The organism is Nocardia bovistercoris (assembly GCF_015674855.1).
In the GTDB taxonomy this organism is placed as follows: Bacteria; Actinomycetota; Actinomycetes; order Mycobacteriales; family Mycobacteriaceae; genus Nocardia; species Nocardia bovistercoris.
This window is the reverse complement of sequence record NZ_JADMLG010000002.1, coordinates 369,178-387,015: the sequence shown is the minus strand read 5'-3', so window position 1 is coordinate 387,015 and position 17,838 is coordinate 369,178. Positions and strand designations below refer to the sequence as shown.

At 68.2% G+C, this 17,838-nt stretch carries 20 protein-coding genes; 11 read left to right on the top strand and 9 right to left on the bottom strand.

Annotated elements, in window-relative coordinates; all coding sequences use genetic code 11:
* The first annotated feature begins 45 nt into the window (after window positions 1-45).
* Window positions 46-327 carry a SelT/SelW/SelH family protein gene (locus tag IT779_RS05810; protein ID WP_196148124.1) on the top strand — a complete coding sequence of 94 codons (282 nt, stop codon included), beginning with the start codon at window positions 46-48 and terminating at the stop codon, window positions 325-327.
* Window positions 328-473: 146 nt separating this feature from the next.
* On the opposite strand, the gene IT779_RS05805 is transcribed toward IT779_RS05810, so the two are convergent.
* The gene (locus IT779_RS05805; protein WP_196148123.1) at window positions 474-701 is read right to left on the bottom strand and encodes an FmdB family zinc ribbon protein; all 228 of its coding nucleotides are present in this window, start codon (window positions 699-701) and stop codon (window positions 474-476) included.
* A gap of 151 nt (window positions 702-852) precedes the next feature.
* Here IT779_RS05805 and IT779_RS05800 point away from each other — a divergent pair, with 151 nt between their 5' ends.
* Window positions 853-2,460 carry a carboxylesterase/lipase family protein gene (locus IT779_RS05800; protein ID WP_196148122.1) on the top strand — a complete coding sequence of 536 codons (1,608 nt, stop codon included), beginning with the start codon at window positions 853-855 and terminating at the stop codon, window positions 2,458-2,460.
* 44 nt (window positions 2,461-2,504) lie between these two features.
* Here IT779_RS05800 and IT779_RS05795 read toward each other — a convergent pair whose 3' ends face one another.
* From IT779_RS05795 to IT779_RS05785, 3 genes are all read right to left on the bottom strand, one after another.
* A complete protein-coding gene (locus IT779_RS05795; protein WP_196148121.1) occupies window positions 2,505-3,821 on the bottom strand; it encodes a cytochrome P450 in 1,317 nt (438 codons plus the stop codon).
* A 104-nt stretch (window positions 3,822-3,925) separates the two neighbouring features.
* Complete coding sequence (locus IT779_RS05790; protein ID WP_196148120.1) at window positions 3,926-4,648, bottom strand: TIGR03089 family protein; 723 nt, start codon at window positions 4,646-4,648, stop codon at window positions 3,926-3,928.
* Between the two features lie 33 nt (window positions 4,649-4,681).
* The gene (locus IT779_RS05785) at window positions 4,682-6,157 is read right to left on the bottom strand and encodes an LCP family protein (protein WP_196148530.1); all 1,476 of its coding nucleotides are present in this window, start codon (window positions 6,155-6,157) and stop codon (window positions 4,682-4,684) included.
* A gap of 279 nt (window positions 6,158-6,436) precedes the next feature.
* Between IT779_RS05785 and rfbD the strand changes: the two genes are divergently transcribed.
* From rfbD to IT779_RS05760, 5 genes are all read left to right on the top strand, one after another.
* On the top strand, window positions 6,437-7,342 hold the full coding sequence (gene rfbD / locus IT779_RS05780; RefSeq protein ID WP_196148119.1) for a dTDP-4-dehydrorhamnose reductase: 906 nt from the start codon (window positions 6,437-6,439) through the stop codon (window positions 7,340-7,342).
* 94 nt (window positions 7,343-7,436) lie between these two features.
* Complete coding sequence (locus tag IT779_RS05775) at window positions 7,437-8,336, top strand: glycosyltransferase family 2 protein (RefSeq protein WP_196148118.1); 900 nt, start codon at window positions 7,437-7,439, stop codon at window positions 8,334-8,336.
* Between the two features lie 47 nt (window positions 8,337-8,383).
* Window positions 8,384-9,463 carry a mannose-1-phosphate guanylyltransferase gene (gene manB, locus IT779_RS05770; protein WP_196148117.1) on the top strand — a complete coding sequence of 360 codons (1,080 nt, stop codon included), beginning with the start codon at window positions 8,384-8,386 and terminating at the stop codon, window positions 9,461-9,463.
* A gap of 327 nt (window positions 9,464-9,790) precedes the next feature.
* The gene (locus tag IT779_RS05765) at window positions 9,791-11,248 is read left to right on the top strand and encodes a phytoene desaturase family protein (protein ID WP_196148116.1); all 1,458 of its coding nucleotides are present in this window, start codon (window positions 9,791-9,793) and stop codon (window positions 11,246-11,248) included.
* Window positions 11,249-11,335: 87 nt separating this feature from the next.
* Entirely contained in the window at window positions 11,336-12,244 is a 909-nt protein-coding gene (locus tag IT779_RS05760) for an LLM class F420-dependent oxidoreductase (protein WP_196148115.1), read from the top strand.
* A 75-nt stretch (window positions 12,245-12,319) separates the two neighbouring features.
* Here the strand turns inward: IT779_RS05760 and IT779_RS05755 are convergent, their stop codons facing one another.
* From IT779_RS05755 to IT779_RS05735, 5 genes are all read right to left on the bottom strand, one after another.
* Window positions 12,320-13,780, bottom strand: coding sequence for a hypothetical protein (locus tag IT779_RS05755; RefSeq protein ID WP_196148114.1), 1,461 nt, complete (start codon window positions 13,778-13,780; stop codon window positions 12,320-12,322).
* A 24-nt stretch (window positions 13,781-13,804) separates the two neighbouring features.
* Complete coding sequence (locus IT779_RS05750; RefSeq protein WP_196148113.1) at window positions 13,805-14,332, bottom strand: hypothetical protein; 528 nt, start codon at window positions 14,330-14,332, stop codon at window positions 13,805-13,807.
* A gap of 191 nt (window positions 14,333-14,523) precedes the next feature.
* Window positions 14,524-15,060: a hypothetical protein gene (locus IT779_RS05745; RefSeq protein ID WP_196148112.1), complete on the bottom strand. Its 537-nt coding sequence runs from the start codon at window positions 15,058-15,060 to the stop codon at window positions 14,524-14,526.
* A complete protein-coding gene (locus tag IT779_RS05740; RefSeq protein ID WP_196148111.1) occupies window positions 15,057-15,548 on the bottom strand; it encodes a DNA-directed RNA polymerase subunit beta in 492 nt (163 codons plus the stop codon). The genes IT779_RS05745 and IT779_RS05740 overlap by 4 nt, the downstream gene beginning before the upstream one ends.
* Entirely contained in the window at window positions 15,545-15,694 is a 150-nt protein-coding gene (locus tag IT779_RS05735) for a hypothetical protein (RefSeq protein WP_196148110.1), read from the bottom strand. The genes IT779_RS05740 and IT779_RS05735 overlap by 4 nt, the downstream gene beginning before the upstream one ends.
* Window positions 15,695-15,945: 251 nt before the next feature.
* Here IT779_RS05735 and IT779_RS05730 point away from each other — a divergent pair, with 251 nt between their 5' ends.
* The 4 genes from IT779_RS05730 to IT779_RS05715 all read left to right on the top strand — a co-directional run bounded on the left by IT779_RS05730 (window position 15,946) and on the right by IT779_RS05715 (window position 17,830).
* Window positions 15,946-16,824 carry a helix-turn-helix domain-containing protein gene (locus IT779_RS05730; RefSeq protein ID WP_196148109.1) on the top strand — a complete coding sequence of 293 codons (879 nt, stop codon included), beginning with the start codon at window positions 15,946-15,948 and terminating at the stop codon, window positions 16,822-16,824.
* Complete coding sequence (locus tag IT779_RS05725) at window positions 16,821-17,030, top strand: DUF397 domain-containing protein (RefSeq protein ID WP_196148108.1); 210 nt, start codon at window positions 16,821-16,823, stop codon at window positions 17,028-17,030. Before IT779_RS05730 ends, IT779_RS05725 begins: the two co-directional genes overlap by 4 nt.
* A gap of 197 nt (window positions 17,031-17,227) precedes the next feature.
* Entirely contained in the window at window positions 17,228-17,566 is a 339-nt protein-coding gene (locus tag IT779_RS05720; RefSeq protein WP_196148107.1) for a DUF6247 family protein, read from the top strand.
* Window positions 17,567-17,575: 9 nt separating this feature from the next.
* Window positions 17,576-17,830, top strand: a complete 255-nt coding sequence (locus IT779_RS05715) for a hypothetical protein (RefSeq protein WP_232541465.1) — start codon at window positions 17,576-17,578, stop codon at window positions 17,828-17,830.
* The last annotated feature ends 8 nt before the right edge of the window (window positions 17,831-17,838 follow it).

Sequence of the window (17,838 nt, the reverse complement as noted above, 5' to 3'; positions counted from 1 at the left end):
ACAAGTGAGCGCGCTCGGGTGGTGCGGGGGCGGTACGGTCGGCGCATGCCGCGTATCGCGATCGAATACTGCACCCAGTGCCGCTGGCTGCTGCGGGCGAGCTGGATGGCGCAGGAACTGCTGAGCACCTTCGGCACGGACTTGGGCGAGGTCGCGCTGATTCCGGGCACCGGCGGAGTGTTCCGCGTCACCGTGGACGGCGATCAGGTGTGGGAGCGCAAGGCCGACGGCGGCTTCCCTGACATCACCGTGCTCAAGCAACGTGTACGCGACCGAGTCGCACCCGACCGCGACTTGGGTCACGCGGATCGAAAGGGACATTCTTGAGTCCCGCATGGTGTGCCGAGCGATCGGTGAAGTGAGGGCGCGGGGGCAGCCATCGAGGCGAAAGCCGACCGATCAGCGCGCGCTTGTCCGGATCGTGCCGAAACACTCACGCCGCGGGAGGAGTGCCCCCGCTCACACGGAGCGGATCAGGCGCAGCAACCGCCACCGCAGCAACCGCCACCGGCGGGCTTCGGCGCGGGCGCGGGATTCACCACGGCGGAATTCCCCCGGCTGACCGTGGCGAATGTGGTCAAAAGCTTGACGGTGTCCTCGTGCCCCCTCGGACAGGCGGCGGGATCGGCGGACTGCGCCATCGGGCGGTCGACATCGAATGTGTCACCGCAGGCACGGCACCGGAACGAATAGCTCGGCATCGCGCCAGCGTATCGCGTGCGCTCGGAATATCGCGTCTCGGCTTCCCCGCCCCGATCGGCGTCGTACTCTCGATAGGAAAGATCAGGAAGTGCCGACCCGGGAGTAGCAACTACTCAGCGCACTGCCGGGTCCGGGCAGGAGGTGCGGTTCATGAGCGAGCAGAAGAGCTCCGGCACAGCCACCCATGCGGTCGTCGAGGTCCCCCGACCCGATGCCGACGCGCGGACACCGGTCGCGCGCACGGAGTACGGGGAGGTCGGCGGATTCCTGGAGGGATCGGTCGCCACCTGGCGCGGCATACCGTACGGCGCCCCGGTCACCGGAACGCGGCGCTTCCGCCCGCCGTCCCCGCCCGCGCGCTGGGTGGGTGTCCGGCCGTGCACGACCTACGGTGATGTCGCCCCGCAGACGATGGGCACGATGGTCCCGGTCGATTCCGACCTGAGAATGGGCGAGGACTGTCTGTGGCTGAACGTGTGGGCGCCGCGCGGCGCGCTGCGCGAGGACGGTGAGCCGAGGCCGGTCATGGTGTGGCTGCACGGCGGCGCCTACTGCCTCGGCACCGCGGCGCAGGGCGTCTACGACGGGCGCAGGCTGGCCGAAGCCGGGGATGTCGTGGTCGTCGGGGTCAATTATCGGCTCGGCGCGCTCGGTTTCCTCGATCTGTCGTCGCTGTTCCACGGTTTCAGCCCGAATCTGGGCTTGCACGATCAGATCGCCGCGCTGGAGTGGGTGCGCGACAATATCGCCGCGTTCGGCGGTGATCCCGGCAATGTGACGCTGTTCGGGGAATCCTCCGGCGCGGGCTGTGTGACCGCCTTGCTCACCTCGCCGCGCTCGGCGGGCCTGTTCCACCAGGCGATCGCGCAGAGCCCGCCCGCGACTACGGTGTTCGGCCAGCAGCGGGCGTCGGTGGTGGCTCGCCGGTTCATGGAACTGCTCGAGCTGCCCTCGTCGCGGGCGCTGGAGTTGATCGATATGCCGATCGACCGGATCATCCGCGCCGCGGGCGTGCTGCTGGACGAGGTGCCGCTCAAGGAGCCGGGCCGACTCGCGGCGGCGCCGGTGGTCGACGGCGACCTGCTGCCCGCCTACCCGGTCGACCGGTTCCAGCGCGGTCGTTCGCACCGGGTGCCGCTGATCATCGGCACCAACAAGGACGAGGCGTCGCTGTTCCGGGTTTTCCGTTCCCCGATCATGCCGGTGACCCCGGAGGCGGTGAATCTCATGCTCGAGGACGTGGCCGCGAGCCATCCGCACATGTCGGCCGAGCGGATCGCCGAGATCACCTCCGCCTACCCGGATCTCGCGAAGACCAGGGGCGCGCTCGCGATGTCGACCGACGCGGCCTTCCGCATGCCCGCGCACTGGGTCGCCGACGGCCACGCCCAGCATTCGCCGACCTGGGCCTACCGTTTCGACCACGCGACGCCGATGCTGCGCGCGGCCCGCGTCGGCGCCGGGCATGCTACCGAATTACCTTATGTTTTCGGCAATTTCGGCACCTTGAACCACGATCCCACGTTCTGGCTCGGCGGCCGCAAGGCGGCGGGCGAGGTGTCGGGCCGGATGATGCGGCGCTGGCTCGCTTTCGCCGCCCACGGCGTGCCCGCGGCCCTCGACGGTTCCAAGCATTGGACGCCGTATCGGCCGGGCACCCGCGCGACTCTGCTCATCGACGCCGTCGACCGGGTGGTCGACGACCCCGACGCCGACCTGCACACCGCCTGGGGCGACCAGGCGGTCGGATTCAGCTGATCCGCCGAGTGGGCGAATCAACGTGATCCGCCGAGCGGTCGAAATCAATAGAGCGCCGCCCCGGTGGGCTCGACGGCACGCGCCGCCTGCCCGAGCCGCACCGGCATCCGCTCGTACCCGTGCAGCGTGAACAGCTGCCTGCGGTCCGGTGTGCCGTCCAAGGCCAGGTCGGGGAACCGTTCGAACAGTGCGCGCAGCGCGTGCCCGGCTTCCATCCTGGCCAGACTCGCGCCGAGGCAGACGTGGATGCCATTGCTGAACGACAGGTGCTCCTTGGCGTTGGGCCGCGCGACATCGAAATCGGTCGGATCGGGGAACACCTTCGGGTCCCGGTTGGCCCCGGCCAGCGACAGGATCACGGTGTGCCCCGCGCGCAGCAGTTGACCGTCGAGTTCCACGTCCTCGAGCGCGGTGCGCGCGGTGGTCTGCACGGGCGAGTCGATGCGCAGCACCTCCTCGATGGCGTTCGGCCACAGCTCGGGTTCGGCGCGCAACCGAGCGAGCTGGTCGGGCCGGGCGAGCAACTGCACGACGCCGTTGCCGATGAGGTTGACGGTGGTCTCGAATCCGGCGCCCATCAGCAGGCTGGCATTGGCCTTGAGGGCGTAGTCGTCCAGTTCGCCCGCCGTCACCAGCGTGCTGAGGATGTCGTCGCCGGGATCGCGGCGCAGGCGCGCGAGATGGACGTCGAAGTAGTCGTTCATCACCTCCATCGCCTTCATCGCGTGCCGGTGGGCGCGCCAGGAGATGCCGATGTCGAGCAGCGGGGTCATCGCGTCGCCCCAGCCGAGGAACAGCTCGCGGTCCTCGTCAGGGAAGCCGAGCATTTCGGAGATGATCGCGATCGGGACCTGGGCGGCGAAGGCGGCGATCAGGTCGGCCGAGCCGCCCGAGGGCAGGGCGTCGAGCAGTTCGGCGGTGACCGTCTCGACCCGGTCGCGCAGTTTGGCGATGGCGCGCGGGGTGAACGCGGACGTCACCGGTTTGCGCATGGCGGTGTGCAGCGGCGGGTCGATGACGAGCATCGAGGGCTGTTCCACCGGATTCGGCGGCAGCGGTGACCGCTGGGCGATGGCCCGCAGCGGTTTGGGGATCTCGAAACTCTCCGGCGTGCGCACGCCGAAGCGCTTGTCGCGCAGGATCGTCCGGCACAGCTCGTGATCGAAGGCGGCCCACGACAGCGCGGTGCGAACCAGCGCCCGATCCCCGCGCAACCGCTCGATCAGCGGGTACGGGTCGGCGATGCCGTCCGGTCCGCCGAGCAGGGACGCGAACGGGTCGCCGCGCCGCGCCTGCGTGCGCAACACCAACCGCGGGGTGCCCTGCTGTGACAGCCAGCGCAGCCAATAGTGCGGCTTCATGATCCACCACCTCACCGTCGTGTGACCTCTCCCACGGTACGGACTCGGCAACCGCAGTGGAACGGCCCGTGGTCGGACCGCCACCTATACCGCGGTAGGAGTGCTCACAGACGCTGCGCGGTAACCCGCTCGGAGGCGATGCGCCGCTCGGCCAGCGTCGGATCCGGATGCACCACCTGCACCAGCGACGCGCCGACCGCGAGCACCGCGACGAAACCATCGATCAGGTCGCTCGGCGTCGCCCACGGAGTGCTCGACAGCACCCGGTCGCCCTCGGCGAAACCCTGCCGCGCCGCCGACTTGCGCGCCTGCGTCAACACCTGTGCCACCGGAACACCGTCCAGCGCGACACCCGCGCCGCCGGGATGGAACTGGTCGCCGTGCACCCGTACCGCGGTCGCGAAATCGGTGACGCCGACCGGAAGATCGCGCACCGGCGTGCCCATCGCGTCCAGCGACAGCACCGCCACCTCGCCGACCCCGTCCGTGTCGTCGATACGGTCGGGGGTGACCAGCGCCAGGTCGGCATCGGGATCGGGGCCGAGCACGACCTCGGTGCCCGCCCACCAGCAACCGAGCAGCACCGCGGCGGTCTGCCAGTGCGCCTGCAGCAGCACCGCGACCCGCGCGCCCGGGGTGAGCCCGAACTCGTCGCGAATCAGGTTGCCGGTCTTGGCCGCCCAGTTCGCCAAGGTCAGCCCGGACAGTTCGATCCTGGCTCCGGTGGCGTCGTCGTAGTAGGTGACGCGCGGCCCGGCCGGTTCGCGCGCGAGGATCGGATCGAGCACCGCCTCGGTGAGGGTGAGTGCCTGGTCTTGATCACGCATTCTTGGGTTCACGCTTCGCTTGCTCGGGTGTGGTCAGTTCACGCATGTCGGTCCGCTCCGCCCCGCGTCGATCGGCGGCGCCGGTGGAACGGGGGTCGCCTGCGCCGAGGTTCCGGTGAAATCGAACATCGAACTCGCCGACGAGCCGGGACCAGAATAATCGCTAGCCAGCACGACGCCGACCGAATCGGCGGACACGCTCGAGTCGGCGACCACGGTGAGCCCGCCGAGCGCCTCGGCCACCGCGCGCGCCCTCGGATCGGCGGTGCTCGCGGCGAGCACTCGGCTGCCGGTCACCCCCTGACCCGTGTAGTTGCCGACGGTCCCTTCCCGGAATCCCTTGGCGCGCAATGCCTGCGACACCTGCGCCGCCAGCCCGCCGACGCCGCTCGCGTTGTACACGCTCACGGTCACCGTGCTCGGATCGGCACCGCCGGAATCGTCGTCGTGCGTGCCGACCAGCGCGGCCACCGCCGATTTCACCGATTTCGGCTCGACTTTCACCACCGATTCCCCGTCGCCGGTGGTGGCGTTCAGATCGGCCACCGGGACGGTCTCGAACCGAACCTGCCCGCCGCTCAGGTCTTTCAGCTGTTGCAGGAATCCGACCACGTCCCAGTCCTCGTCGAGGACGACGGTGCGCCCGACCGCTTCGCTGAGCTGGCCGAGTCGCGTCGGGTTCGCGAGGGTGCGCGCGCTGAGCACCTGACCGACCAGGCCCGCCATGAAGACCTGCTGGCGCACGATCCGGTCGAGGTCGCCGCGCGGCAGGTCGTGGCGCTGGCGCACGAAGCTCAAAGCCTGTGGGCCGTCGAGGCGTTGGCGTCCGGCGGGGAAGTCCGCGCCCGACATCCATTCGTCCACAGGGCTGTTCAGGCACACCTCGACGCCGCCGACGGCATTGGTGAGCAGGACGAAGCCGAGCAGGCTCACCTCGGCGTAGTGGTCGACGGTGATTCCGGTGAGATTCGTGACGGTGCCGATGAGCGCCTTGCGCCCGGCTTGGGTCGACTGCTTGTCGGCCTCGGGCGCGGACACGCCGTGCTCCATCAGACGCAACCGCTCGGTCTCCTTGGTCGCGCCGTAGGCCGAATTGATCTTGCCCTTGCCGAATCCGGGGATATCGACGTAGGAATCGCGCGGAATGGAGATCGCGGTGGCCGACCGCCCGTCGTTGGGCACGCGAACCAGCACGATGGTGTCGGTGTTGGTGCCGACCTCGTCGCCCGCGTGCAGCAGGGCGCGTTCGGAATCGGTGAGCGCGTTGCCGTGCGCGTCGGTGCGGCTGTCGACGCCGACCAGCAGGATGTCCACCGCGCCGTCGCGCGCGCCGCCGAGGCCGAGATCGCCGATGCGCTCGATATCGGCGATCAGGGAGTCCACACTGTGCCACGCGAATCCGGTGACGACGAGGACCAGCGTCGCCAGCGTCGCCACCACGACCCGGCCCGCCCCGAACGTTCCCGGACCGCCCCCGGACGGTCGCGCTATCGCCTGCAACTTCCGCATCCTCTCGACGAACCCTGCGTACCCGATATCGGTGTCGGCACTCACGCGCGTTTCCGGATCCCGCGTGCCCGGATCCCGCGCCCGAATCCATGGTCCGGCTCAGGTAGTTCGCGGCGCCACCCGTGCGCGGCGTTGTCGGCGCGACCAGAATTCCCGTCCGAGCGACCCGCTGTCCCCGTGACTCGTCCGCGCGCGGCGGCCGAGAGTCCCCATAGGCTAACCAATGGTTAACCCGATGCCGGGCAACCTCGGCACGCGCGGCGTGCCAGACTTGCGCCCGTGCCTGCCGCGATACCGCCGTCGGAAGCCCGTCTCGTCGTCACCGGAGCGGGCGGGCAGCTCGGCGCGGAACTGCTGCGCCGCGCGCCCGCCGCACTCGGATACACCCGCGCCGAACTCGACATCACCGACGCCGACGCCGTGCGCGCGGTCCTCGCGGCGGGTGACACGGTACTCAACTGCGCCGCCAACACCGCCGTCGACCGCGCCGAATCCGAACCCGACGCCGCATTCGCCGTCAACGCGACCGGCGCCGCCATTCTGGCCGCTGCCTGCGCGGAGGTCGGCGCGAACCTGATCCAGGTATCCACCGACTACGTCTTCCCCGGCACCGGCGACACGCCCTACGAAACCGACGCGCCAACCGGACCCACCGGCGTCTACGGCCGCTCCAAACTCGAAGGCGAACGCGCGGTGCTCGACCTCGCGCCTACCGCCCGCGTGGTGCGCACGGCCTGGGTCTACCGGGGCGTCGGCGCCGATTTCGTCGCGACCATGCGCAGGTTGGAAGCCGAACGCGAGATTGTCGACGTGGTCGACGACCAACGCGGCTCACCCACCTACGTCGTCGACCTGGCCGCCGCGCTCCTCGAACTCGCCGCACGCCCCGACACCCCGCGCGTGCTGCACGCCACCAACACCGGCGCGGCCACGTGGTTCGAGGTCGCCCGCGCGGTCTTCGAGGAGATCGGGGCCGATCCCCGACGCGTGCGCCCCACCAACTCCGCGGCCTTCCCCCGCCCCGCGCGCCGACCCGCGTACTCGGTGCTGTCGGACCGCGCGTGGACAGCGGCAGGCCTGACGCCGCTGCGGCACTGGCGCGCGGCGCTGCACGAGTCGCTCGCGGGTTGCCACGCCACGCGTCCGGTCGACGCGATCCCTTCCGGCCGCACCGATTTCGCGTGACCCGACCGGATTCGCCGCGCGGTTTCGCGTCGATCCGTACGGGTTCTCGACCGTCGGGCGCGCGAGCGTGCCGGTCCCGCTAGGCTGGGCGCTCGTGAGTGAGCGCAGCGAGCGAACCGACAACCAATCCGCAGGTCTTGCCGTCGTCACGGTGACCTACTCACCGGGGGAACACCTGGAACACTTCGTCACCACGCTGGCGCACGCCACCACCGAGAAGCCACAGGTGATCCTGGCCGACAACGGCTCCACCGACGGCGTCCCGGAAATGGTCGCCGAAGCCAACTCGCACGTGCGGCTGCTGCGCACCGGCGGCAATATCGGCTACGGCGGCGCGATCAACCGCGCGGTCGCCGAGATCGACCCGGAAATCGAATTCGTGATCATCGCCAACCCCGACATCCGCTGGGGCACCGACTCCATCGACCAGATGCTCGAGGCCGCCGCCCGCTGGCCGCGCGCGGGCGCCATCGGCCCGATGGTGCTCGAACCCGACGGCAGCGTCTACCCGTCGGCCCGCTCGGTGCCCGGCCTGCTCGACGGCGCCGGTCACGCGATCCTCGGCTCCGTCTGGCCCGCCAACCCGTGGACCAGGCGCTACCGGCAGGAGAACGAGCAGGTCTCGGAGCGGACCGTCGGCTGGCTGTCCGGTTCCTGCCTGCTCGTGCGTCGCGGCGCCTTCGACTCCATCGACGGCTTCGACTCGCGCTACTTCATGTACATGGAGGACGTCGACTTCGGCGACCGCATGGGCAAGGCGGGCTGGCACAACGTGTTCGTGCCGAGCGCCGAGGTGACCCACGCCAAGGGACACGCGGCCAGCAGACATCCGGAAATCATGTTGCCCGCCCATCACGCGAGCGCGTACCGGTTCCAGGCCGACCGGCATCCGCACTGGTGGCAGGCCCCGTTGCGGCTGGCGCTGCGGGCCGGACTTGCGATTCGCTCCCGGATTGCGGTTCGATCTGCGCTGCGACAGCAGGCGCGCGGCTGAACGGCCGCGCGCGGCGGGAACGATCCACTGTGAACAGGGGCAACTCGATGGCAGGACATGCAGGCACCGACGCCGTGATTCTGGTCGGCGGCCAGGGGACACGGCTGCGTCCGTTGACACTGTCGGCCCCCAAGCCGATGTTGCCGACGGCCGGACTGCCGTTCCTCACCCACCTGCTCGCCCGCATCGCCGAAGCCGGCATCACCCACGTCGTGCTCGGCACCTCGTTCAAGGCCGAGGTGTTCGAGGAACACTTCGGCGACGGCTCCGACCTCGGCATCGAACTCGAGTACGTGTTCGAGCCGGAACCGCTCGGCACCGGCGGCGGCATCCGCAACGTGCTGCCCAAGTTGCGGGCCGACACCGTGATGGTCTTCAACGGCGACGTTCTCGGCGGCACCGACCTCGGCGCCATCCTCGACACCCACGAGTCGACCAAGGCCGACGTGACCCTGCACCTGGTGCGGGTCAGCGATCCGAGGGCCTTCGGCTGCGTGCCTACCGACGAAGAGGGCAGGGTCACCGCCTTCCTGGAGAAGACCCAGGACCCGCCGACCGACCAGATCAACGCGGGCTGCTACGTCTTCCGTCGCGAATACATCGAGAAGATCCCTTCGGGTCGCCCGGTTTCGGTGGAACGCGAGGTGTTCCCCGCCCTGCTCGCCGAGGGCGCGCGCGTGCAAGGCCACGTCGACATGTCCTACTGGCGCGACATGGGCACGCCGGAGGATTTCGTGCGCGGTTCGGCGGACCTGGTGCGCGGCATCGCCCCCTCGCCCGCGCTGCCCGGCCAGCGCGGCGAGTCGCTGATTCATCCCGGAGCAGGCGTCGCACCCGGCGCGCTGCTCATCGGCGGCACGGTGATCGGTCGCGGCGCTGAGATCGGCGCGGGCGCGCGGCTGGACGGCGCGGTCATCTTCGACGGCGCCGTGGTCGAGGCGGGCGCCACGGTGGAACGCTCCATCGTCGGTTTCGGCGCCCGCATCGGCCCCCGCGCCCTGGTCCGCGACGGTGTCATCGGCGACGGCGCGCACGTCGGCGCCCGCTGCGAACTCCTGCGCGGCGCCCGCGTGTGGCCCGGAGTGGTCATCCCCGACGGCGGCATCCGCTTCTCCACCGACGTCTGATCCGGCCCGGTCCCGCCACCGCGCCGGACCGGGCATGGGTCGCTATCGGTGGTTCGATCCCGAGCAGGCGCGTCGGATGTTGTCGCCGTGTGCCTCGGGAGGCTCGGCCGTGGCCGACATCCGACTTCGGTCCATGACACGCGGGACAACTCACGGCGCGAGCCGGCGAACTCGGTCGGCTGCGGCGACCAGGTCGTGACGTTCGGTGTCCAGGAGGCCGATGGCGCGCCATTCGTCGTGACCGGCCGCGCTACCCCACCTGGTCGTCGGCCTGCCTGTACGCGGCGGCGCGGCCGCAGTCGAAGTATGCGGCGGTAGCGTGGGGGAATGGCGGATGTCGTTGTCGTCGGGTCCGGACCGAACGGGTTGGCGGCGGCCGTGGTGGCCGCGCGGGCGGGGCTGTCGGTCCAGGTGTACGAGGCCGAGACGACAGTGGGAGGCGGCTGCCGAACCGGTGCGGTGACGCTGCCGGGTTTCCACCACGACATCTGCGCGGGCGCCCACCCCATGGCGCTGGCTTCGCCGTTCTTCCGCGCGTTCGACCTGGCCGCGCACGGGGTCGAACTGCTGACGCCCGAAGTTTCCTACGCGCACCCGCTCGACCGCGGCCGCGCCGGGCTGGCATGGCGTGACCTGGACCGGACGGTCGACGGGCTCGGGGTCGACGGGCGCGCGTGGCGCGGGCTGTTCGGTCCGCTGGTCGAGCACTGGGAGTCGGTGGTCGCGGTCGCCATGTCGGATCTGCGCGCGCTGCCGCCGGACCTGCCGACGGCGGTGCGGTTCGGGCTGCGCGTCTTCGAACAGGGGACACCGCTGTGGAATCTGCGATTCCGTGACGATATCGCGCCCGCCCTGCTCGCCGGGGTCGCGACGCATGCGATCACCCCGCCGCGCGCCATCCCGGCGGCGGGTGCGGGCATGCTGTTGAGCACGCTCGCGCACGCGGGCGGCTGGGTGCTTCCGCGCGGCGGAAGCCAAGCCATCGTGGACGCGCTCGTCGCCGAGATCGTGCGCCTCGGCGGTCGGGTGTTCCCCGGCCATCGAGTGGATTCGATCGACGAGTTCGCAGGCGCGCGCGCCGTTCTGCTGGACTTGGCCCCCGCCGAACTGCTGCGCGTCGGCGGGCATCGGCTACCGCACCGCTACGCCGACCGGCTGCGGAAGTTCCGGTACGGGGGTGCGGCGTGCAAGGTGGATTTCGCACTGTCCGGCCCGGTGCCGTGGAAGGTCGAGGACTGCGCGCGAGCGGGCACCATGCACCTGATCGGCGACCGTGCCGAGGCCATGACCGCCGAACGCGCCGTCGCCGCGGGGCGCCACGTCGACCTGCCCTATGTGCTCGCGATCCAGCCCGGCGTGGTCGACGCCACGCGCGCACCCGAGGGCAAACACACCTTCTACACCTACGCCCATGTCCCGCAGGGCTCTTCGCGAGACGTCAGCGCGACGGTCATCGCCCAGGTGGAACGCTTCGCCCCTGGATTCCGCGACCTGATCCTCGCCCACCACGTCCGCACCGCCGCCGAAATGCCTTTCCACAACGCCAATTACATCGGCGGCGACATCTCCGCAGGCGCGATGACCCTGCGCCAGTTCCTGTTCCGTCCCGCCCCACGCTGGAACCCCTACGCCACCCCACTTCCCGGCGTCTACCTGTGCTCATCGGCGACCCCGCCGGGCCCCGGCGTGCACGGTATGAACGGTGTGCACGCCGTGCGCCACGCCCTGCGCGACCGCTTCGGCATCGACACCGACCCGCTGGACCTGCTCACCACCCGATCGTGAACCCGCCGCCGCACGGGCGCTACCGAACCACACAAATCCTGGACACGTGTATGGCATAGGCTCGAACCCGAGCGAGAGGAGAATCGAATGCGCATCGGCATTACGCTCAACGAAGGTCGTGGACCGCAGGCACTCGACCGACTCACCGACGAGATACGCCAAGCGGCCGACGACGGCTTCGCCTCGGCATGGCTGCCCAATATCTTCGGTTTCGACGCGATGACCGCGCTCGCGGTGGCGGGCAGCCGCGTCCCCGGCATCGAACTCGGCACCGCCGTCGTGCCCACCTACCCGCGTCATCCCGCCGCGCTCGCCCAGCAGGCGCGCACCACCGCGCTCGCCATCGGCGATGGCCGGTTCACCCTCGGAATCGGCCTGTCCCACCAGGTCGTGATCGAGAACATGTTCGGCCTCGACTTCGATCGCCCCGTGCGACACATGCGCGAATACCTCGCGATCCTCGGCCCGCTGCTGGAACGGCAGCCGGTGTCGTTCACCGGTGAGACCATGCGTGCCAACATCGCGTTGAGCACCCCCGGCGAAGGCCCCATCCCGATCCTGCTCGCTGCGCTCGGCCCGCAGATGCTGAAACTCGCCGGGCAGCACACCGCGGGCACCATCCTGTGGATGACCGGCGCGAAGACGATCGCCTCGCACATCGCGCCCGTCATCAACGAGGCCGCCCGAGCGGCGGGCGCCCCCGCCCCCCGCATCATCTGCAACCTCCCCGTCTGCATCACCGACGACCCCGAACCGGCCCGCGCGCAGGCCGCCGAGAACTTCGCCATGTACAACACCCTGCCCTCCTACCGCGCCATGATGGACCGCGAAGGCGCCGAGGGCGCCGCCGACCTCGCGATCATCGGCACCGAAGAAGAAGTCGCGGCCCGCCTCGCCGACGTGGAAGCCGCGGGCGCCACCGAGTTCGGCGCCATCGTCTACATGCGCGGCGACACCCGTACCCGAAAGTTCCTGTCCCAGTTGGCCCAGAGTTGATCCCCCGCCGACACCGAGCGGACGGCTTCGCGCTCGGCGTCGGCGGCACAGTTCCGGATCCGCTCGCGGGCGGTCTCACCGGTCCCGATCCAGTCCACGCCCGACGCCTCGCTCATGCCCCAATCCGTGTGCTTGCGGGGCATCTCGGAGTCGGGCCCGTACTGCTTCCTCGACAGCGTGAGCGTGGCCGAGTGCGACCAGGTGCGCGACCTCGATCGCATTCAGGTCCATCCCGGCCTCGATTCCGCGAGCGTCTTCACCCATGCGCCGCTCTCGATCGTCGTGCGCGACCTGCACCGGGTCGGAGCCTTCGCGATGAAAGGTGTAAGTGCGCGTGTCGGGGTCGTAGCCGAGATTCCGGCCCTCCCGCACGGCACGGAACTTCTCGATATCCAGATTCCGTTCGGTCGCGTCGAGAGGATCGAGACGTAGCTTCTCCGCGCCCGCGCGGGCGTTGTCGATCGCCGATTCGCGTTTACGCGGACCCGCGATGCGTTCGGTGATGTCCTGGACACGTTGCCGAGTGAGTTCGGCGAGGCGGTCGTTGTGTGGACCGAGTTCGTGTGTCCAATCTTGACGGCGGACCTCGGTCCCGATGACCTCGAGCCCGACCACCAGATCGGCGCGGGCCGCCTCACGCGCGGGTTGTTCGTAACCCACCACGAGCGCGGAATCCTCGACGCTGAAACCGAGTGCAAGGTGGTAGTCGTGGGCGATGGCCCGGTCCAGACCGCGCAAGGTTTCGAGCTCTTCGGCTAGTCGGGTGTGCGTATCGCGCAGGTATTCGACTTCGACGACGCTCCCTGCGTCGCGGGCCTCCGTGATCTCCCTGGTTCGCGCGGCAATGGCGTCGCGGAGGGCTTGTTGCCTGCCCTCGAGGTACTCGGCCTCCAGCAGGTTCTCCTCGAGCCGTCGCATGTCGACCGGTTGACGGCCGTTGTCCGCGTTCGCGGGCCGCGATCGGTCGACGGGAACCCCGGTCTCCCGGTATTCCTCTCGAACAATGCCTTCGGTCTGTTCTCTGATCTGCGCTCGTTGCTGGATCTTGTGTTGACGAGCTTTCTCACGCACACCGTCGAGTTCGAGTTGTTGCCCCTTTTCCAGTTGCCTGCCGAGCGCCCATATTTCGCGAGCATCTTCTCGAGAAATCACCTGGTGCGTGAACCCGCCGGGGAAATCCCGCTCTAGATCAACGATCAACTTGCGAGTGCTGTCCGAGATGGTCTCGCCATCGACAGTCCGCAAGGAATGGTGATGGATTTCCCCCTTATCCAGGAGGATACGCGCAACCTTGAGCTGGGTCTCGTCCTTTTCCCCGCCGAGCCTGCCGGATTTCTCTTCGATCGTGAAGACGAGGCCGCCGGACTCCCGCACTTTATCGAATCTTATGCGGTCAGGACCAGCTTTGAAGATCCGGTTGTCCTTGAAGTATCCGTTTTCGGTATCGCGAAAGAACATTCGCGTTCCGTTCTCGAATATCTCTCCGCGCGTGTTGTTGTCAACGTTTTGACGGTCTTTGTCGTAGCCATCCGGCACGTACCCCCCTAGCGCTGTGGAGGGCTATGTCGAGGCATCCTCGCGATGCTTGTCGTGGTAATAGCCCTGGTATTCATGCAGTGCGGCAACAAAATAGGAGAACATTCCGTTATGGTCTCCCGGGTGATATCCGATCATGTTGTCCATGAATCGCCATGCGGTTCTGATATCTTCGTCGTGGTTATCGAACAACAGGGCCGGATTCACGTCATCGTAGAAGGAATATTCGCGGCCGAACCATTCCTCGTCGAACCATCGCGCGCCCGCGTATTTTATGAAGCATTCGCCCATGAAGCAGATGAACATGTCGGCCAGGTCGGTGTTCTCGGGCGCCATGGCGGTGGCCAAGTCGGGGAACAGTGCGGCGACGAGCGGGTCTATCCGTTCGACCTCGGGTGAGCCTTCCGGCCATGGTCGCGCCGGAAGCTTCGGCAGTCCCGCGTATTCCATGAACTTGCCGACCTGTGCGGCGCGGCGTTCGGGATCGACCCATTTACCCCATGCGGTCTGCTCTACGTGGAAGTCCAGGTTCAGTTGTTCGCCGTCGCCCATTGTCGTTACCCCGTTCCGTCTCACGTGCCGGCTGTACCGGTTCGACGTGCTCAGGGTAGGGGCTTGGTCTCCGACGGAGCCGTGACCTGTGTGGATTCGCGTGGCTGTCGTTCCATCGGCGGCCGCTCGATCGCCCGACCGGTGCCTGTGCGCGGCAGGGTGCCTGGGCTCGGCGCGGGATGTGCTCGTACTCACACGCTGACCACGGCCGTTGGCCTGCGGTCGGTGCGGACGGGGGTGCGGCGAATGAGTTCCTCGAACAGCGTTTCCACGCTCGACACCAGCCGTCCTCGCATTTCGTCTTCGATGGCCTCGTGGCGGCGGCGCACGAGGTGCCACAGTTTGCGGGGCATGTGGTCTATGCAGGCGCCGAGGTCGAAACCGTGCAGGGGCACGGTGTATCCGGACGCGTCGGTGACCGAGACCACGCGGACGACGCCTTCGCGGGCGAACCAGCGGGCTTCCGCGCCGTCGAGTCGGGTGGTGTGGTAATCGGGTGGCGGGTCGAGGTAGAGCCGTTCGTTGGGGAGGCGCGGGTGCGTCGCGCCCGCCGCGAGCGGTTCGATCGATGCCGCGTCGACGTGGCTGCGGCGGTTGTGGTCGCGGACGAAGGCGCGGGCGGCGGTGTCGCAGGCGATGAAATCGAAGCGGATGCCGTGCAGGAAGATCGACAGGTGCACGTCGGGTTCCTGCGGGCGGGGCGAGGTGTCTTCGGGTGCTGTGTTCATTTCGGACTCGGGGTTTCGTTGAGGGGGAGGCGGCGGTCGGCGCACACGCCGACGGCTTCCAGGACGGACATTCCGGAGGGACGAAAAGGGCTGTGCGCGGCGCTGATCCACGCTCGGTAGGCCGGATCGGTGTCGACGGGGGACGGTAGGGCGATGACGGCGCCGTCGGCGATCACCCGCACGCCGCTGCGGAACAGCGCCGCGTCCTCGGTGAGGCGGGTGGTCGGGATATCGGAGCGCACCAGGAAACACCATGTCCCGCTGCGCGGATGCGACACGATCGGCCCGCCGCCGCGCCCGGTGCGCTCCAACTCGAGCTTCACCCTGCGGCCCAACTCGGAGGCCATCATCAGGCCCCATACGAGTCCGGCGCGGAAGGTGATGCCGCCGTGGCGCGGATCGACCACGGCGGGCAGCTCACAGACCTTGCGGTAGTACTCGCAGCGCGCGCGAGGCGTGTCCGCGAAACCGAGGCACGGATCGGTCATCGTGCCTGCTGTACGTCGCATGCGTTGCGCGCGTTCGGCATTCCGGCCGCCACGACGGTGCGGCGATGCGTGGAGACGGACGCCTGCGGCGTGGCGGCCGCGCGGCGGCGGCCGATGAGCTCGTCGAGAACCGGTGGTGCGGTCAAGTGGACTCCCTGCATTTGTTGTTGAGGTAAAGTGCGCCGGTACCCGCCGACCCCTTCGCTCCGTGGCGGCGGGTAACGGTTCACGTGTCGAGGCGTCGAACCGTCTGTACCGGGCGCCTATTCAGCAGACCATCGACATGCCGACGGTCGAAAGCGTTCCGGACTACTTGTCCACGAAAATCGAGCCTGGTTCCAATTGGTACTCGCGTCGAGTTCCAATGGGAACCGATCAATAAGAAGGGGTCCAGAAAATGGGGGCTAGTTCCACTCTGCCGCGACGGTTGCTCGGCAGGGAACTGAATGCACTCCGCGAAGCCGCCGGAATTACCATGGACGAGGCGAAGAAAGCCATATCGGTCGGTAAACAAACCATCTGGCGGATGGAGACCGGACAGCCGGTCCGGCTGCGGCTCATCGACGTCGAACGGCTGTGTCAGGTGTACGGGGCGGACGACGCCAAGATCGCCGTGCTCCTCGGCCTGGCCGAGGAGGCGCAGAGTAAAGGCTGGTGGAACGCGTTCGACGACGCGATCCCACAGGACTTCAACCTGTTCGTCGGGTTGGAGCAGTCGGCGCAGCGGCTGACCTCGTACCAGCCGCTGCTGGTGCCGGGGTTGTTGCAGACGGTCGAGTACCGACGTGAGGTGCTGTGGTCGGAGTTTCCGAATATGGATACCTCGGAGGTCGAGCGACGCATCGAGCTCTCGCAACACCGGAAGGTTCGCCTGGCCGATACCGAGAACCCGATCCAGCTCTCGATTATTGCGGACGAGTTGGCGTTGTGCAGACCGATCGGCGGCCCGGAAGTTATGGCAACCCAGATACGCCATCTACTGGAATTCGGTACACTGGAAAACATCTCCATCCGACTGGTCCCGAAATCGGTGGGGATGCACATCGGCATGATCACGAATAACTTCGTCTTGATGGAGTTCCCGCCGCATCCGCGTGCCCATTTGACTGAACCGCCAATCGTCTTCGTGCAGGGGTACACGGGCGGGCTGTATCTGGAGAAGGAGTCCGAAGTCGCCATATACCGGGACGCATGCACGCGACTTCAACGAATCGTGTTGGCCGAGAACGATAGTCGCACCGTGATGACACACATCCTGAAGGAGTTGACCCGATGACGTTCGACCTGTCCACGGCACAGTGGTACAAGAGCACCTACTGCAGCGGTTCCCGCGATTGCGTCGAGGTCGCCCACCTCGACGGCGGTTCCGTCGGCGTACGTGACTCGAAGGCCCCCGCAGCCCCCGCCCTGGTCTTCACCCCGGCGGAATGGGACACCTTCCTCACCCGCACCCGCGAGGCCACCGCCACCGGCAACGCCTGACCCCCAACGACATTCGGTCTCGGTGCGGAGCGCTACGCACCGAGACCGCTGTCAGTCTGCGAAATGAGTGGATGATGTCCCGACTCGGTCGGAATCGAACAACCGGAGTCTCGGTCCGGACGGCGAGTATGGAGGTGGAAAGCGCTATGACCTGCTCGAACGCTCTACGTGTCGCAGGGTTGGGCTACAGTATCGAGATGGCCTCACCCGAGTCGTTCAAGCCATCGACGCATCCCGCGTTGCTGGCGGGCTCGACGCCGCGCGCCATCCATGATGCATTGGTCGGCGAGGAACAGGCCGAGTTCCTGCGCCGGTACAGCGAAGAAATGTCGGCGGCGGCCGAGTCTCTCGATCTCACGGGTGTGCTGGCCGTGCTGGCCGCCTTCCGCAGAATCGCCGAGATCACTCAGCGCCACGGCGCGGAAGCTCACCTGCGGATGCTGCGACAGGTCGCCGACCTGAAGGCGGGTCGTGCCGTGGAGACTATCGGCGCGGCCGAGCACCGTGCGCTTATCAATGCGCGACTTGGTCGATAGTCCGCAGGGGTGTATCAGTACGAAATAGTGTCCGACGCGCTGGCTCAGGTCGGAGGCTTGCCAGTAGAAGTGGCGGTGGACTATGCCGAACTCATCGCGTTTCTGGAACTGACGCCGTGGGAGGGCCCGCCCTACAGCGACGACATTCCGGACGGGGAAATGCGCCGAATGGTCTTCGGCCCGGACGGTGCCGGTCTCGCCGTGTACGTCGTTCTCGAACAGGAACGACGCGTGGTGGTCGTCCATGTGGCCTGGGTGCGCTGACGACCACG

Bases quoted from the DNA above. Each gene is read 5' to 3' on its own strand.
- manB (WP_196148117.1), top strand. From the start codon at position 8,384: ATGGCAGGACATGCAGGCACCGACGCCGTGATTCTGGTCGGCGGCCAG.
- IT779_RS05810 (WP_196148124.1), top strand. From the start codon at position 46: ATGCCGCGTATCGCGATCGAATACTGCACCCAGTGCCGCTGGCTGCTG.
- IT779_RS05805 (WP_196148123.1), bottom strand. From the start codon at position 701: ATGCCGAGCTATTCGTTCCGGTGCCGTGCCTGCGGTGACACATTCGAT.
- IT779_RS05745 (WP_196148112.1), bottom strand. From the start codon at position 15,060: ATGAACACAGCACCCGAAGACACCTCGCCCCGCCCGCAGGAACCCGAC.
- IT779_RS05795 (WP_196148121.1), bottom strand. From the start codon at position 3,821: ATGAAGCCGCACTATTGGCTGCGCTGGCTGTCACAGCAGGGCACCCCG.
- IT779_RS05720 (WP_196148107.1), top strand. From the start codon at position 17,228: ATGGCCTCACCCGAGTCGTTCAAGCCATCGACGCATCCCGCGTTGCTG.
- IT779_RS05765 (WP_196148116.1), top strand. From the start codon at position 9,791: ATGGCGGATGTCGTTGTCGTCGGGTCCGGACCGAACGGGTTGGCGGCG.
- IT779_RS05725 (WP_196148108.1), top strand. From the start codon at position 16,821: ATGACGTTCGACCTGTCCACGGCACAGTGGTACAAGAGCACCTACTGC.
- IT779_RS05800 (WP_196148122.1), top strand. From the start codon at position 853: ATGAGCGAGCAGAAGAGCTCCGGCACAGCCACCCATGCGGTCGTCGAG.
- IT779_RS05750 (WP_196148113.1), bottom strand. From the start codon at position 14,332: ATGGGCGACGGCGAACAACTGAACCTGGACTTCCACGTAGAGCAGACC.
- IT779_RS05785 (WP_196148530.1), bottom strand. From the start codon at position 6,157: ATGCGGAAGTTGCAGGCGATAGCGCGACCGTCCGGGGGCGGTCCGGGA.
- IT779_RS05790 (WP_196148120.1), bottom strand. From the start codon at position 4,648: ATGCGTGATCAAGACCAGGCACTCACCCTCACCGAGGCGGTGCTCGAT.
- IT779_RS05740 (WP_196148111.1), bottom strand. From the start codon at position 15,548: ATGACCGATCCGTGCCTCGGTTTCGCGGACACGCCTCGCGCGCGCTGC.
- IT779_RS05730 (WP_196148109.1), top strand. From the start codon at position 15,946: ATGGGGGCTAGTTCCACTCTGCCGCGACGGTTGCTCGGCAGGGAACTG.
- IT779_RS05760 (WP_196148115.1), top strand. From the start codon at position 11,336: ATGCGCATCGGCATTACGCTCAACGAAGGTCGTGGACCGCAGGCACTC.